Origin of the sequence: Streptomyces sp. NPDC048504 (genome assembly GCF_043200035.1) — a bacterium.
Taxonomy (GTDB): domain Bacteria; phylum Actinomycetota; class Actinomycetes; order Streptomycetales; family Streptomycetaceae; genus Streptomyces.
Genome location: NZ_JBICXA010000008.1, coordinates 237623 through 251560 on the forward strand (window position 1 = coordinate 237623; position 13938 = coordinate 251560).

Annotated in this window: 14 protein-coding genes; 9 read left to right on the plus strand and 5 right to left on the minus strand. The window is 70.3% G+C overall.

What is annotated here, in order from left to right; translation table 11 throughout:
- The first annotated feature begins 231 nt into the window (after positions 1 to 231).
- Genes ACGFY9_RS21740 through ACGFY9_RS21760 form a run of 5 tightly spaced genes read left to right on the plus strand, consistent with a single transcriptional unit; the run spans position 232 to position 4561 of the window.
- Entirely contained in the window at positions 232 to 1950 is a 1719-nt protein-coding gene (locus ACGFY9_RS21740) for an ATP-binding protein (RefSeq protein WP_393756365.1), read from the plus strand.
- Complete coding sequence (locus ACGFY9_RS21745) at positions 1947 to 2357, plus strand: roadblock/LC7 domain-containing protein (protein ID WP_019057749.1); 411 nt, start codon at positions 1947 to 1949, stop codon at positions 2355 to 2357. The genes ACGFY9_RS21740 and ACGFY9_RS21745 overlap by 4 nt, the downstream gene beginning before the upstream one ends.
- Positions 2354 to 2725, plus strand: coding sequence for a DUF742 domain-containing protein (locus ACGFY9_RS21750; protein ID WP_393756367.1), 372 nt, complete (start codon positions 2354 to 2356; stop codon positions 2723 to 2725). Before ACGFY9_RS21745 ends, ACGFY9_RS21750 begins: the two co-directional genes overlap by 4 nt.
- Entirely contained in the window at positions 2706 to 3311 is a 606-nt protein-coding gene (locus tag ACGFY9_RS21755; RefSeq protein WP_393756369.1) for an ATP/GTP-binding protein, read from the plus strand. The genes ACGFY9_RS21750 and ACGFY9_RS21755 overlap by 20 nt, the downstream gene beginning before the upstream one ends.
- Positions 3308 to 4561 carry a cytochrome P450 gene (locus ACGFY9_RS21760; RefSeq protein ID WP_393756371.1) on the plus strand — a complete coding sequence of 418 codons (1254 nt, stop codon included), beginning with the start codon at positions 3308 to 3310 and terminating at the stop codon, positions 4559 to 4561. The genes ACGFY9_RS21755 and ACGFY9_RS21760 overlap by 4 nt, the downstream gene beginning before the upstream one ends.
- A gap of 100 nt (positions 4562 to 4661) precedes the next feature.
- Here ACGFY9_RS21760 and ACGFY9_RS21765 read toward each other — a convergent pair whose 3' ends face one another.
- From ACGFY9_RS21765 to ACGFY9_RS21775, 3 genes are all read right to left on the minus strand, one after another.
- Entirely contained in the window at positions 4662 to 5693 is a 1032-nt protein-coding gene (locus ACGFY9_RS21765; RefSeq protein ID WP_393756373.1) for a 7-epi-alpha-eudesmol synthase, read from the minus strand.
- A 178-nt stretch (positions 5694 to 5871) separates the two neighbouring features.
- Positions 5872 to 7503 carry an amidohydrolase gene (locus ACGFY9_RS21770; protein WP_393756375.1) on the minus strand — a complete coding sequence of 544 codons (1632 nt, stop codon included), beginning with the start codon at positions 7501 to 7503 and terminating at the stop codon, positions 5872 to 5874.
- Positions 7504 to 7522: 19 nt separating this feature from the next.
- Entirely contained in the window at positions 7523 to 9013 is a 1491-nt protein-coding gene (locus ACGFY9_RS21775) for an APC family permease (protein ID WP_393756377.1), read from the minus strand.
- Between the two features lie 134 nt (positions 9014 to 9147).
- Here ACGFY9_RS21775 and ACGFY9_RS21780 point away from each other — a divergent pair, with 134 nt between their 5' ends.
- Positions 9148 to 9867 (plus strand): TetR/AcrR family transcriptional regulator, encoded by a 720-nt coding sequence (locus ACGFY9_RS21780; protein WP_393756379.1) that lies wholly within the window; start codon positions 9148 to 9150, stop codon positions 9865 to 9867.
- 16 nt (positions 9868 to 9883) lie between these two features.
- On the plus strand, positions 9884 to 10348 hold the full coding sequence (locus ACGFY9_RS21785) for a pyridoxamine 5'-phosphate oxidase family protein (RefSeq protein WP_393756381.1): 465 nt from the start codon (positions 9884 to 9886) through the stop codon (positions 10346 to 10348).
- A 9-nt stretch (positions 10349 to 10357) separates the two neighbouring features.
- Here ACGFY9_RS21785 and ACGFY9_RS21790 read toward each other — a convergent pair whose 3' ends face one another.
- Positions 10358 to 11815, minus strand: coding sequence for an FG-GAP repeat domain-containing protein (locus ACGFY9_RS21790; protein WP_393756383.1), 1458 nt, complete (start codon positions 11813 to 11815; stop codon positions 10358 to 10360).
- A 168-nt stretch (positions 11816 to 11983) separates the two neighbouring features.
- Here ACGFY9_RS21790 and ACGFY9_RS21795 point away from each other — a divergent pair, with 168 nt between their 5' ends.
- On the plus strand, positions 11984 to 12376 hold the full coding sequence (locus ACGFY9_RS21795) for a VOC family protein (protein ID WP_393756385.1): 393 nt from the start codon (positions 11984 to 11986) through the stop codon (positions 12374 to 12376).
- Positions 12377 to 12412: 36 nt separating this feature from the next.
- Here ACGFY9_RS21795 and ACGFY9_RS21800 read toward each other — a convergent pair whose 3' ends face one another.
- Positions 12413 to 12715 (minus strand): DUF4235 domain-containing protein, encoded by a 303-nt coding sequence (locus ACGFY9_RS21800; RefSeq protein ID WP_393756387.1) that lies wholly within the window; start codon positions 12713 to 12715, stop codon positions 12413 to 12415.
- 118 nt (positions 12716 to 12833) lie between these two features.
- Here ACGFY9_RS21800 and ACGFY9_RS21805 point away from each other — a divergent pair, with 118 nt between their 5' ends.
- Positions 12834 to 13877 carry a cation diffusion facilitator family transporter gene (locus tag ACGFY9_RS21805; RefSeq protein WP_393756389.1) on the plus strand — a complete coding sequence of 348 codons (1044 nt, stop codon included), beginning with the start codon at positions 12834 to 12836 and terminating at the stop codon, positions 13875 to 13877.
- Positions 13878 to 13938 lie beyond the last annotated feature (61 nt).

The window sequence follows — 13938 nt, forward strand, 5'->3', positions numbered from 1 at the left end:
AGGTGTCCACTGTAGCTGGACACATGTCCATGTTCAGACTTCTCGGAGAGTGACGGAACCCTCACTTCCGCACCGCCTTGAGGTTGATCTTTTACCGTTCAAACCCGATAAGCTCCCCTGCGGCGCAGCGAGTTGACGTGATCGTCACCGGTCGGCTCGTGGTGCGTCCTCCCGAGTGCGGTCTGTCCTCGCACACCCCCCTGTACGTTCGTGTCGCTTCGAAGGATGCAGATGGAACTCGCCACTCCGCCACCGGCGGCGCGGGCACCTGTCGCCTGGTACAGCTGGTGGCTGATGCCGCTGGCCTTAGGAGGTGGGACCGTCGCCGCCACGTTCATGAGCTCGGAGCGAATAGCCGCGACGGCGGCCGGAGCGGCGGCCACAGTGGCCAGTGCCGTGTGCGTGCGACTGCTCGTCCGTACCCAGGCTCAACTGCGCCGTTCCGAAAGCGGTTTCCGCGCTGCGCAGGCCGAGCACTCCCAGCAGTGGCAGCAGCATGTGGCGGGCCTGGAGCGGAAGTTCGGCGCCGAGCGTGCCACGCTGGAGGCGCAGCTGACCGAGCACGCCGGTGCCTACGAGACCCGGCTCGCGGACAGCTCCGGTGCCTACGAGGCCCAACTCGCCGAGCAGGCGAGGGCGTTCGAGGAGCGGCTGACCGACCAGGCCGCGTCCTACGAGGCGCAGCTCGCCGACCAGGCCGAGGTCTGGCAGGAACAGCTGGCCCACCAGCTCGCCGCCGTGGCCCGCCTCGCCGACGAGCAACTCCCCGAGGCGCTCAAGCAGTTGCGCACGGGTGACGCCATCGACGACCTGCTGCCGGTCACGAGCCAGTGCGCCAAGGTCAGTGCCGAGCTCCAGGCCGAACTGCGCAAGGTGCTGCGGCTCTCGCTCATCGGCGTCGAGGAGGAGTTCAACCGCTCCACCGCCGCCGAGCAGGCCGTCATCAGCATCGGCAACCGCATCCACGTACTGACCAGCAAGCTCCGCGGCCGACTGCACGAACTGCAGGGCGAGCACGGGCGGTTGCCCGCCGTCGCCCGCGGTCTGATGGAGCTGGACCAGGAGATCGGCCCCGCCGACTGTCTCGCCGCGAGCGTCGGTGTGCTCGGCGGCTCGGACCGGCCCGGTCGGCAGTGGCAGGAACCCCAGCGCCTGCTCAGCGTGGTGCGCGGCGGCATCGGCCGCATCAAGGACTTCCACCGCGTCGACGTACGCCAGCTGCCCGAACTCGGCGTCGACGGCGGTCTGGTGGACCACCTCACGCTGATCTTCGCCCACCTCCTGGACAACGCGGCCCGCTACTCGCCGCCCACCGAACCGGTCGTCGTCTCCGGCAAGGAGGTGCCGAACGGCGTCGGCATCGAGATCCAGGACTCCGGCAAGGGCCTGAGCGAGGAGTCCAAGCGCGAGGCCGAGCACGCCCTCGCCGGCACCGGCGCGGGCCCCGGACTCGGCGGTGTCTCCGAGGACGCCAGCATCGGCCTGCGCGTCGTCGGCGCCCTCGCCCGCCGCTACGGCATCCGCGTCACCTTCGCGGACTCGCCCTGGCTCGGCACCTCGGTGGTCGTCGTGGTCCCGCACAAGTACTTCAGCCGGCTGCCCGCGTCCGCTGTCACCGGCACCCCCTCGTTCCAGGCCGCCGCGACGGCCGCGACCGCGGCGGCGAGCCGCGGTACCGCCGTCGCCGGGACCCCGGCGGAGACCGTCGAGGCGGAGGACACCACACCCGGCGGGCTGCCCAGGCGCCGTAGCAAGCGTGGCGAGACGGCTCGGCCCCAACCGGCCGGGCGGACCGGGGAGATGGCCGTCTCCACTGTTCCGCCCGACGCCTCCTTCACCGGCCTGGCGGCCTTCGCCACGGCCGGACGGGAGACCCCGGGGGAGGAACCGGCGTCCGCGGGCCGCGAGTTCACCGAGCACAGCACTGAAGAGAGCGACAAGTCCACATGACGCAACAGGGAACCGACGTGAGCTGGGCGCTCCGCGATCTGGTGGAGAGCATCCCGGAGATCCGCTTCGCCCTCGTGGCCTCCAGCGACGGCAAGGCGATCACCTCCTTCGGCGCGGAGGACCCCGACGACGTGGACCGCTTCGCGGCCGTGGTGGCCGGCCTGCAGGCGCTGGCCCAGCCGGTCGCCGAGCAATTCCCCAAGTACGCGGGGCAGTTGCGGCTGGCGATGATCGAGGTCGACGGCGGCCATCTCTTCGTCGTCCGCGCGGGTGTGGAGACGTATCTCGGCGTGCTGGCCCGGGAGGGCCTCGACCAGGGCCTGCTCGGACACCAGATGCGGGACCTGGCCCGCAGGATGGGTGAACTCCTCGGCACCACCGCGCGCCTGGAGGAGCACTCTGGATGAGTGCTCCCCGCCGGCCCATCGACCCCTCCGGTCTGGAGCGTTACTACGTCCTCACCGGAGGGCGCAGCGGACCGGGCGGTTCGGCGTCGAGCCTCGACGTGGCGACCCTCGTCGTCTCCCGCGCCGCGCCCGTACCGGGCATGCAGCACGAGCACGAAGAGATCCTCCGGCGCTGCCGCGAGCCGCTGTCGGTGGCCGAACTAGGCGCCCACCTCGGACTGCCCTTCAACATTCTCGCGGTGCTGCTGGCGGATCTGCTGGAGGCAGACCGCGTCGAAGCCCGTGACCCCATCCCGGCGCACGACGCCGGTCGCGGGCCCGACCTCGCGCTCCTTGAGGAGGTACTCAGTGGACTTCAAAGGCTTTGACCATCCCGGCTCCCCGGCCGGTGACGGTACCCGCTCGGTGAAGGTGATGATCGCCGGCGGATTCGGCACCGGGAAGACCACGATGGTCCGCTCGGTCAGTGACATCAAGCCGCTCACCACCGAGGAGACCCTCACCCAGGCGAGCGCCGGCGTCGACCACCTCATCGGGGTGACCGACAAGACAGAGACCACCGTCAGCCTCGACTTCGGCAAGATCGGCATCAATGACGAACTGGTCCTCTACCTGTTCGGGACCCCGGGCCAGGAGCGGTTCTGGTTCCTGTGGAACGGCCTGTTCAAGGGCGCGCTCGGCGCGGTGGTCCTCGTCGACACGCGCCGCCTCGCCTCCAGTTTCCGGGCGATTGAGGAGATGGAGCGGCAGGACGTCCCGTTCGTCATCGCGTTGAACGTCTTCCCCGACTCCCCGGAGCACCCGGTCGACGAGATACGGGACGCCCTCGACATCTCCCCGGACATCCCCGTCGTGGCCTGCGACGCCCGCGACCGCTCCTCCAGCCGTGACGTACTGGTCGCGTTGATACGGCACTTGAAGGAACGCTCGGCCGTCGCACTGGAGCCCCGATGACCGACCAGACCTTAAACGGCCCCGAAGCTCCCAGGGGTTGCCCCGTCGCCCACGGCCCGGGTGACGACGTCACCCGGCTGTACGGGCCGGACGCGGCGACCGATCCGCTCGGCATCTACGAGCGGCTGCGGGAACAACACGGGTCTGTGGCACCGGTGTTGCTCGAAGGGGACGTGCCCGCCTGGCTGGTGCTCGGGTACCGCGACAACCGGCGGGTGCTGGACAGTCCCCGGCAGTTCTCCCGGGACGCGCGGATCTGGCGGGACTGGCGGGAGGGACGGGTCGCGGAGACCTCGCCGATCATGCCGATGGTCGGGTGGCGGCCGGACTGTGTCTCTCAGGACGGCGAGCCTCACCGCCGGCTGCGGGGTGCGGTGACCGACGGGCTGTTGGCGGCGGCCGGGCGGGGGGTCCGGCGGCACGCAACTTACTTCGCCAACAAGCAGATTGACGCGTTCGCGGAGGCCGGGCGGGCTGATCTGGTGGCGGATTACGCCGAATATCTGCCGATGCTTGTGCTGACCCGGATCCTGGGGCTTCCTGCGGGGGACGGGAATCGGCTGGTCGAGTCCAGCGCGCAGGTGCTCAAGGGTGGGGAAGACGCCCTGCTGCACAACGACCGCATCATCGAGATTCTCGGTGAACTCGCCGAGCGTAAGCGGGCCGAGCCTGGTTCCGACTTCACCACCGCGTTGATCGAGCATCCGGCCGGGCTCGACGCGGAAGAGGTCGTCATGCATCTGCGGCTTGTGCTGATCGCCGCGCACACCACTACCAGCAACCTGTTGGCTCGGGTGTTGCAGCGGATTCTCACGGATGCGTCTCGGCTGTCCGGGCTGGTCAGTGGGCAGTTGACCGTCTCGGCCGTTGTCGAGGAAGTCATGTGGGACACACCGCCGTTGGCCGTTCTGCCGGGGCGGTTCGCTACGGCGGATCTTGAGCTCGGGGGGCATCGGATCGAGGAGGGGGATCTGCTCGTCCTCGGGCTGACCGCGGGCAATGTCGATCCTGAGGTTCGGCCTGATGCGGGGGTTTCCGTGCAGGGGAACCAGTCGCATCTGGCGTTCAGTTCGGGGCCGCATGAGTGTCCGGGGCAGAGTATCGGGCAGGCGATTCTTGAGGTGGGCGTGGATGTGCTGCTGCATCGGTTGCCGGGGTTGCGGTTGGGCGTGGCTGCGGAGGAGCTGACTTCTACGGCGTCTACGTGGGAGTCTCGATTGGATCGTCTGCCGGTTGAGTTCGCGGTGTAGTCGGTAGTACTTCGTCTGCGGGTGCGTGGGGGCTGGTCGCGCAGTTCCCCGCGCCCCTAAACAAGCTGCCCGGCCCTTGGCCGGGCAGCTTGCCCAGGCGTCACACCGCCAATAGATCGTCCACCGAGCCTTTGCCTGCCAACTCCGCTTTTGCCGCCGGGCCTTCCTTCGCCGCCGTGTAGCGGCCGGACACAAGCGCCCACTCGTAATTGCCGTTGATCCAGTGCTGGATGGCTTCCACGCCCTGGTGGACCCGTTGGCGTTCGTCGTCGGTCAGGGTCAACTCGTCGCACATCTGGGGGACTTGGGCCTCCAGTTCGAGGTACTCGGTGAGGCGGGCATTTGTCATGCGGTAGGCCTCTTCGGCTGCCGCTTCCCAGGACAGGCCGCGGTCCCGGTGGAGGACGGCTATCAGGTTGTGGCCGTCGCCTCGGCGGCGTTCGCGTTCGAAGGAGTGGATGTCGTTCATGAAGCCGATGGTGTCGGCGGCGAGGTCACGCATGCGTTCCATCAGCGGGTGGGCCTGCACCTGGGCCGGGACCTCGAAGCCCCGGCTGCGTTCGCCGGCGTCGATGCTGTGGTGGATGCCGACCGTGCGGCGCCGGAACTCCGTGTACTCGGCGAGGTCCAGCGTGCCCGCGATGCCCCGGGCCGCCAGGTCGACCTCCTCGCAGTGCGCCACCAGGAACCGGCCCCAGGACGCGGCGAACCGGGTCCGCCAGGTCAGGGACATGCCATCCGAAAGGTGGTCCCAGACCTGCGCCCAGGCCACGGTGATCGGGCAGACCACCCGGGGCCTGCTGCCCGCCGGACGCAGCGGCGTGACGATCAACTCCCGTGCCACTTCCAGTATTCGGTCGGCGCGGTCGGGCCGGCTCGCGTCGAACTGGTCGTCGAAGAGGAACGCCAGCGAGAACCAGTTCATCAGGACGACCATGTCCGCGGCCGACGCGTGCGGATAGGTGCGGGCCGCGGCTTGCGGGAGATCCCACGACCGGTACTCCTCGAACCCGGCCTGGCTGCGCACCAGGCCCATGTCCCAGATCCAGCGCAGATGGCGGGCTCGGGCGTACTCCAGATGGTCGCTGACGGGGGTGTCGAAGGGGAGGTCGAAGGTGACGTCCTGAGGCATGCGCTTCCTTTCGGGAGACGGAACACTGAGTCCCCCCACTGCGAGCGGACGGTCCGTTCGACCGCCCGCACCCTCGAACTGCGCTTCGTGGTACGAAAGTTGGTCCCACAAGCGGTTACGAGGCTGCCCAGAGCCTAGATGATCTACACCGCGCCCCGATCGTGATCCCTGTTACTGCTCACGCCTCCTGAGCTGCGTACACTCCCGTCCCTCCCACGTAAGTAAGCGCTACCTGCGTCTCCGCGATCTCCTCCGGCGGAGCGGCGAACGGGTCGCGGTCCAGGACCACCAGATCCGCCAACGCCCCCGCCGCGATGCGGCCTGTGTCGTCCAGGTGGTTCGCGTACGCCGAACCCGCCGTGTACGCCGTGATGGCCGCAGCGAGGTCGAGGCGCTCGCCCGGCAGGAACACCGGTCCCGCGCCCCCGGGTTCGACGCGGTTGACGGCGACATGGATGCCCTGGAGCGGGTCGGGACTGCTCACCGGCCAGTCGCTGCCCGCGGCCAGGGTGGTTCCGGAACGCAGCAGCGACCCGAACGGGTACTGCCACAAGGCCCGTTGGGGCCCGAGGAACGGAATCGTCAGCTCGTCCATCTGCGGTTCGTGCGCGGCCCACAGCGGCTGGATGTTCGCCACCGCGCCGAGGTGAGCGAAGCGCGCCACGTCGTCCGGGTGCACCACCTGAAGGTGCGCGAGGTGTGGCCGGGTGCCACTCGGCCCGTTCGCGGCCCGCGCCGCCTCTACGGCGTCCAGCGCGTCCCTTACGGCCCTGTCGCCCAGCGCGTGGAAGTGGCACTGGAAGCCGAGCGCGTCCAACTCGGTTACGTACTTGGGCAGTTGGTCCGGGTCGATGAAGCTGGTGCCCCGATTGGCCGTGGCGCAGCCGCACTTGTCGAGGTAGGGGTCGAGCAGGGCGGCCGTGCCGGTCTCGGCGACCCCGTCCAGCATCAGTTTCACGCTGCTCGCGCGGAATCGGCCGTGGCTCAACACGGCCCGGCGCTCGACGAGTTCGGGGATCTGTTCGGCCCCGCGCTCCCGGTCCCACCACAGCGCGCCTACGACCCGCGCGGTGAGCGAGCCGTCCCGGGCGGCGGCGAGATACGCGTCCGACGGGTCGTCCATCCCCAGGAACTCGCCGACCAGCGCGTCCTGCCAGGCCGTGATGCCGAGCGCGTGCAGATGCCGCTGGGCGTGCAGGAGTGCGGCGAGCCGGTCGGCCTGTGTCGCGGGTGGTGTGAGGCGGCCGACCAGCTGCATCGCGCCCTCCTGGAGCGTCCCGGCCGGTTCGCCCGACGCGTTCCGCTCGATCCGGCCGTCCACCGGGTCGGGCATCTCCCGTGTGATGCCCGCGAGTTGGAGGGCCCGGCTGTTGACCCAGGCGCCGTGATGGTCCCGGTTGGGCAGATACACCGGCCGGTCCGGTACGACCGAGTCCAGCAGCTCCTTCGTCGGCGTGCCCCCCGCGAACGCCTCCATCGACCAGCCGCCCCCGGTGATCCACTCCCGCTCGGGATGCGCGTCGGCGTAGGCCCGTACAGCGGCGATCGTGTCGTCCGCCGTCTTGGCCCGCGTCAGATCGCACTGGGTCAGCTCAAGCCCCGCCGGCACCGGATGCACATGCGCGTCCTGGAACCCGGGCAACAGCAACCGCCCCGCCAGATCGACGACTTGAGTGCGCGGCCCGGCGAGGTCGTGCACCTCGCCATGGCCTACGGCGGTGATCCGGTCGCCGGTGACGGCCACGGCGGTCGCGGTGCGGCCCTCGGGGGTGAGGACAGGGCCGTTGGTGAAGAGGAGGTCTGCGTGCATGGTTCGTATCCTTGCGGGGTTATCGGGTGGTGGCGAGGAGCCGTGGCGCGTCGGCGTCGGTGCCTCGGCCCGAGTGGAAGTACGGCGATCTGCGCACCCACTTCGCCCATGCGGCGGCCAGGAAGCCCGACACGATCATCGCCAGCGGAGTCAGCAGCAGGAACCATCCGTTGTCCGCGCTGACTTCGAGGTGATCGGTGGAGGTGTAGAAGGACCAGCCGAGGTAACCGCCCAGTGCCAGAAGGGACATGGCGCTCAGCGTGGGCAGTACGACCGCGCGCACGCCCTGCCGCCAGTCCTCCCGGAGGAGGGAGCGGAAGCGTACGGCGGCGGCCAGGGCGGTGAGTGCGTAGGAGAGGGCGACGACGATCCCTACGGCGTTCACCGTGGCCATGATCATGTCGGCCAGGCGGGGAATCACGAGTGACAGTGCCGCGACTGCCGTTGCCAGCGCGCCGATCAGCAAGGTGCCGAGGGCCGGAGTGCCGTAGCGGGCGCTGACCTTTCCCCAGACCGGGCCGAGGGTGCGGTCGCGGCTCATCGCGAACATCCCTCGGGCGGTGGGGATCACGCCGGCCTGGAGGGATGCGACCGCCGAGAACATCAGGGCGACCAGGGGGAGTGCGGCCAGGGGCTGGGAGGCGAGGCGGTCGCCGAAGTACGCCAGGCCCTGCGCGCCGTGGCCCGCCAACTCGTCCTCGGACAGCACCCGTTGGAAGGCGATCGAGCCGAGCAGGAACAGGCCCAGCATCGTCACCAGGGTGATCAGCCCGGCCCGGGACGCGTCGCGCGGGTCACGCACCTCCTCGTTCACGGTGAACGCGGCCTCGAAGCCCCAGTAGCAGAACACCGACAGCAACAGGCCCTGTGCGAGCGCCGACGCCGAGGGGATCGCGAACGGGTCGAACCAGCTCAGGCTGAAGGCGTGCGGGCCGGTGACGATGCCGTAGCCGCAGAAGCCGAGGAGAACGACGTACTCGAAGATCAGCAGTCCCGTCTGGAGGCGGGCCGCCGTGCGGACGCCGGTCACGGCGGTGAGGGTGACGGCGACGAGGATCAGGATGCCTACGGCGGTTGTCTGGGCCGTCGAGCCGGGGTCGAGGGTGAGGCCGCCCACCTCGTGCATTCCTGCCTCACCGGCCAGCTGGATCATGGCCGAGCCCGTGACCGCCGTGGTGTACGCGAGGAACGCGATCGTGGCGACGATGTTCACCCAGCCGACCAGGAAGCCCAGCCACGGAGTGAGTGAACGGCCCACCCACACATAGCCGTTGCCCGCGTTCGGCTCGACCTTGTTGAGCCGGGAGTAGGCGCCCGCGATGCCCAGGATCGGCAGGAACGCGAGCAGCATGATGGCCGGCAGATGCAGCCCGACCACCCCGGCGGTCACGCCCAGACCGATGCCGATGCTGGTGGTCGCGGCCGTGCTGGACGCGGCGATGGCGACGCCGTCCAGCAGACCGAGGGACTTGCGCAGTGCGGGCCCCGACGGGGGTGGCGTGTCGTTCATGGCGTGCTCTCCGCTCGCACCGGGGGGCCCGAACGGCCCCGGTGAACGCACATGAAACTGCCCGCGCACTCAACAGGTCAACGGTGTTGTCGTAAGGTGCGGGAACCCGGACGAGACCATGGAGGAGGTGCCGTATGAGCGAGCGTGTCGTCCCGGCTGCCGCCCGGCAGCGCAGGCGCCCCACCAAGCAGGGCGTCGTCCTGTCCGAGGAACTGATCGTCCAGACCGCGCTGAGGCTGATCGAGGAGCATGGCGCCGAGGCCTTGTCCGTGCGCCGGCTGGGCCGTGCCCTCGGCGCCGATCCCAGCTCCCTGTACCGGTACTTCCGGCACGCCGACGACCTGATGCTCGCCGTCGCGGACGAGCTGATCGGCCGGACGCTGCGCACCTGGCGGCCCAGCGGCGACTGGCGGGCCGACCTGCGGGAACTGGGGCTGCGTGTGCACGCCGGGGCGCTCGCGCATCCGCGGGCGGCGGTGCTCAGCTCGTACCGGGTGACCGGGCGGGTGTACGAGATCCAGGCCGTGGAGGCGATCCTCGGGGTGCTGCGCGGGGCCGGGTTCCCCGACGCCGAGGCGGTGCGGATCTACCACGCCTACGTCGACCAGGCCCTCGCCTTCGGTGCCCTCGACTCCGCGAACACGGCGTTGCCGAAGGCGGCCCGCGAGGCGGAGGCGGCCGTATGGCAGGCGACGTACGCGCGGCTGCCCGCCGACACGTACCCGCACATCGCGGCGACGGCCCGGCATCTTGTGGCCACGATGCGGCACAGTTCCTACCCGGCCGCCCTGGATCTGCTGCTGAGCGCGGCGGCGGCACGCCTCGCCGAGATCCGTGCGGCGGCGGAGGGCTGAGCGGCAGACTGGGGCCATGACTCACGAGCCCGCACGCACCGCGAAGCAGCGCAAGCAGGACACGCTCCGTCGGCTTGAGGACGACGAGGACGCCTGGGTCGCCACGGCCGGCGAGGACGGGGGAGCGCCCCATCTCGTTCCGCTGTCGTTCGTGTGGGACGGCACCACCCTGCTGTTCGCCACCCCGGCCGCGAGCCCCACCGGCCGCAACCTCGCGGCGACCGGCGTCGCCCGGCTCGGCATCGGCCCGACCCGGGACGTCGTGATGATCGAGGGCACGGTGGCGATGCTGACGCCGGCCGACCTGCCCGAGGAGGACGCCGAGATCTTCGCCTCGAAGACCGGCTTCGACCCGCGCCAACTCGCCACGCCCTACCTGTACTTCAGGATCCGGCCGCAGCGGGTCCAGGCCTGGCGAGAGGCCAACGAGCTGAAGGGGCGGGACCTGATGCGCGACGGGGAGTGGCTCGTGGCCGACTGAGCCCCTTCCCTACGAGGTGGTCGGGGCTTGCGAGGAGCGCGGGGCGAAGGCCGTCGTGGTGAACGTCGCCTTGTTCGCGGTCGTCGTACCGTCGGTGATCCACCAGCGCGTGGGGTCCTCGCCGTAGGTGCCGAATTTCGCGTCCGCGCCCCAGTTCAGGACCAGTTCATCCTTGCCGTCACCATCGAAGTCGGCGGCCCCCGCGGGCCGGGCGTGCCGCCACTTCGCCGGGATCTTCCTGCCGTCCTCCACGGCGGGCCCGTCGCGCAGGACCGTGGTCCGCCGGGTAGCGTCGATGAGCGTCGCGCCCTCGTACGTGGCGACGAGGATGCCGTCACGGCCGTCGCCGTCCGGGTCGGCGGACACATAACCACCGGGCCCGTACTGGGTGCGCGCGGACTTCGGCGCCTCGGGGAGCCGGTACGTCACCGGTGCGCCGCCGGTGCCGGGATACACGGCGAGCGAACCGTCGACGTCGGCCGGCTCGGTCTCGTAGCCGGGTTCGTCGTTACGGCTGCCGTCGTCGCCGACCGCCACATCGCGCTGCCCGTCGCCGTCGAAGTCGCCGAACGCGTGGGCGTTGCCGCTCCTCAACTCTCGTCCGGCAGCTGACAGTTGGGAACCTCGGTGGGCGGTGTAGAGGGTGTTGCCGGACTGCTCGCCGTCGCTCACCGCGTGCATCAGGAGCGAGGTCGCGCGGGGCGTGCCGGACGGGGCGATGGCGTCGGCGGTGAGATCGCCGTCCGCCCAGGGGAGGCTCGTGTCGGTACGGGCGGGTGCGCCCGAGCGCGTGAACGGGCCGTACATCACCACCATGGACGAGTGGTTGTACGCGAACCCGGCGAGGTCGTGGTGCCCGTCCCCGTCGAAGTCACCGCGCACCACGGACTGGACGCCCAACTTCGTCGCGCTCTGCGGGAGTTGGACCGGCGTGGCGGGGGTCTTCGCCTTCGGTCCGCCCGGGCCGCCCCACGTTATGTACGGGAGGGTGCGCGGGGCGGTGACGTTGCTGTCCGAGGTCATAGCGCCCCGGACGGTGGTGACGAAGTCCGGGAAGCCGTCGCCGTCCAGGTCGGCGGTGGTGAGGTCGGCGGCGGACAACGAGCCCTTCGGGGCGAGGAGTTGCCTGCCGGGTTCGGGCAGGCCCAGGTCGGTGCGGCCGTAGACCGTGCGCGTCGACGGGTCGAGGCCCTTGGCCGATCCGTAGACCACACCGACCCGTTCGTCGGTGGCGCCCTCGCCGCCGCCGACGACGATCGGCACCACGAGGTCGCGGTGACCGTCGCCGTTGATGTCGTCGGGGTCCTTGGAACCCTTGCCCGGAGCGGGAGTCCGGCTCGTGGCGGCCGTCGTCGGTTCTCCTGAGGACGGGGTCGATCCATGGGCGCCGGTGCCGCTCCCGCATCCGCTGAGCGGAGCGAGCGCGGTGCAGACGGCGAGGGTCACTACGGCGATACGAGGTTTCACCCGTCTCACCCTTGCATCCCGCGTCCCACCCGAACCAGGGGAGTCGCGCGGTTGTTGCACGTTCGTTGATCGACTCCGGTTCTCGGCATCAACTGGCCGAACGGGGATATCCGTTGGGGGCGAGGCAACCGGACTCGACCCTTGCCCGCCTGAATCTTCGGAGGACCCATGGCATTGGTCAACGCTGGCTTCGTGGTGCTCGACGCGGTCGAGCCGGAGAAACTTGCCGTGTTCTACACGGAGTTGCTGGACGGCGAGCAGACGGACATCACCCTCGACCAGGTGGAGATCAGGGGCGCCGACGGGACCCGGCTGGCGTTCCGCCGGGACCTCAGCGCCACCCCGCCGAGCTGGCCCCGCGCCGAGAATAACCAACAGGTCCACCTCGACTTCCTGGTGGAGGACCTGGACGAGGCGGAGCGCCGGATCGTCGGACTCGGCGGCCGCCCGCTGGAGACCAAGGACATGCCGGGCCCGTACGAGGAGCGCGTGTACGCGGACCCGGCCGGCCACTCCTTCACCCTCCGCCCGGTACCGCCGACGGCCACCGACCAGTTCTGAGCGACCTCGCTTCCGGCCGCTCCGCTCCCAACCGCCCTACTCCCGGCCACCCTTGTCCTTCGCCGGCCAGATCCCGGTCGAGCGTTCGATGGCCTTCGCGCCGGTGCGGTCCGCCGCGCTGCGCGCCACGGCGAAGAGGGCGCCCTGGAGCGCGGCGGCGAGCAGGATCTCGGCCCAGCCGCGGTCCCGGTCCAGCGGGTCGGGCGCGTTGTCCTCGTGCCGTATCGCCTTCCACGTGGCGCGGAAGGCACGGCCGGCGAGGGCACCGCTCATCAGGCCCAGGACGAGGCCGACGGGCTGGTAGACGAGAGGGAGCTTCTTCTTCTTGATCTTGGCCACGCTGATCTCCTTCTGCGGACGAACGGGCGGGTCGGCACGGCCGCCGTCCCGACGGTGTCATCGAAACCGGTCCTCCGGTAGAGGGTGTGAGCAGCACCCTCAGGGGCAGTCGGGGTAGATGAGCGATACAGCGGCCGACCCGACGAAGGATCACCCGCCCGACCGTACGACGGACCCCGAACCCGACCGTGCGCCGGATCAGGAATCCGATGGCGCGCCGGACCGGAAGACCCGCGTCACCGTCCTCGTGGCCCTCGCCGCGAACCTGGTGATCGCGGCCGCCAAGGCCGTCGGGGGTCTGGTCGCGGGGTCGCCCGCGATGCTCTCGGAGGCCGCGCACTCCGTGGCCGACAGCCTCAACGAGGTCTTCCTCCTCGCGGCCCTGCGCCGCAGCCGCCGCCCCGCCGACCGCCGGCACCCCTTCGGGTACGGCAAGGAGCGGTTCTTCTGGTCGCTGCTCGCGGCCGTCGGGATCTTCGTGATGGGCGCCTGTTTCTCCGTGTTCCAGGGGATCGAGGCGCTGCGCAACGGAGCCGAGGAGTCGTCCACCGGCTATGTGGTGGGCCTGATCGTGCTCGCCGTCGCGCTGGTCGTGGAGGGGATCTCCCTGCTGCGGGCCCTGCACCAGGTGCGCGCCCAGGGCGGCGGCATGGACGCGCTGCGCGACCCCGCGCTGCGGACCGTCGTGGCGGAGGACGGCACGGCCGTGCTCGGCGTGACCCTCGCCATCGTCGGCATGGCCCTGCACATGATCACCGGACAGGTGGTGTGGGAGGCGTCTGCGTCGATCGCGATCGGACTGCTGCTCGGTTACGTCGCCTACCGCCTGGGCCGCGACGCCCGCGACCAGCTCATCGGCGAGGCCGTCGACCCCGAACTGAGCGACAGGATCCGCGAGTTGCTGGCGGCCGAGCCCGAGATCGACAGCGTCGAGGCGCTGTTCACGATGCGGATGGGACTCGACTCGACGATGGTCGCCGCCCGGATCGACCTGGTCCCCGGGATGGACAGCGAGCGGGTCGAGGAGGTCTCGGTGCGCATCAAGCGGTCGCTCGGCGAGGCGGTGTCGGAGGCCGGCGAGATCTTCCTGGACATCACCGACCGGCCGGTGGAGGAGGCAAGGGAAAGCCCCGCCGCGACGGGGGAGCGCGGCGAGGCCTGAACGTCGGATGCCCGACGGGCACCGGTTCATGCGCCCCGGAAACAAGAAAATTTCTCCGGGC

Bases quoted from the DNA above. Each gene is read 5' to 3' on its own strand.
- ACGFY9_RS21740 (WP_393756365.1), top strand. From the start codon at position 232: ATGGAACTCGCCACTCCGCCACCGGCGGCGCGGGCACCTGTCGCCTGG.
- ACGFY9_RS21745 (WP_019057749.1), top strand. From the start codon at position 1,947: ATGACGCAACAGGGAACCGACGTGAGCTGGGCGCTCCGCGATCTGGTG.
- ACGFY9_RS21750 (WP_393756367.1), top strand. From the start codon at position 2,354: ATGAGTGCTCCCCGCCGGCCCATCGACCCCTCCGGTCTGGAGCGTTAC.
- ACGFY9_RS21760 (WP_393756371.1), top strand. From the start codon at position 3,308: ATGACCGACCAGACCTTAAACGGCCCCGAAGCTCCCAGGGGTTGCCCC.
- ACGFY9_RS21765 (WP_393756373.1), bottom strand. From the start codon at position 5,693: ATGCCTCAGGACGTCACCTTCGACCTCCCCTTCGACACCCCCGTCAGC.
- ACGFY9_RS21770 (WP_393756375.1), bottom strand. From the start codon at position 7,503: ATGCACGCAGACCTCCTCTTCACCAACGGCCCTGTCCTCACCCCCGAG.
- ACGFY9_RS21775 (WP_393756377.1), bottom strand. From the start codon at position 9,013: ATGAACGACACGCCACCCCCGTCGGGGCCCGCACTGCGCAAGTCCCTC.
- ACGFY9_RS21780 (WP_393756379.1), top strand. From the start codon at position 9,148: ATGAGCGAGCGTGTCGTCCCGGCTGCCGCCCGGCAGCGCAGGCGCCCC.
- ACGFY9_RS21785 (WP_393756381.1), top strand. From the start codon at position 9,884: ATGACTCACGAGCCCGCACGCACCGCGAAGCAGCGCAAGCAGGACACG.
- ACGFY9_RS21795 (WP_393756385.1), top strand. From the start codon at position 11,984: ATGGCATTGGTCAACGCTGGCTTCGTGGTGCTCGACGCGGTCGAGCCG.
- ACGFY9_RS21805 (WP_393756389.1), top strand. From the start codon at position 12,834: ATGAGCGATACAGCGGCCGACCCGACGAAGGATCACCCGCCCGACCGT.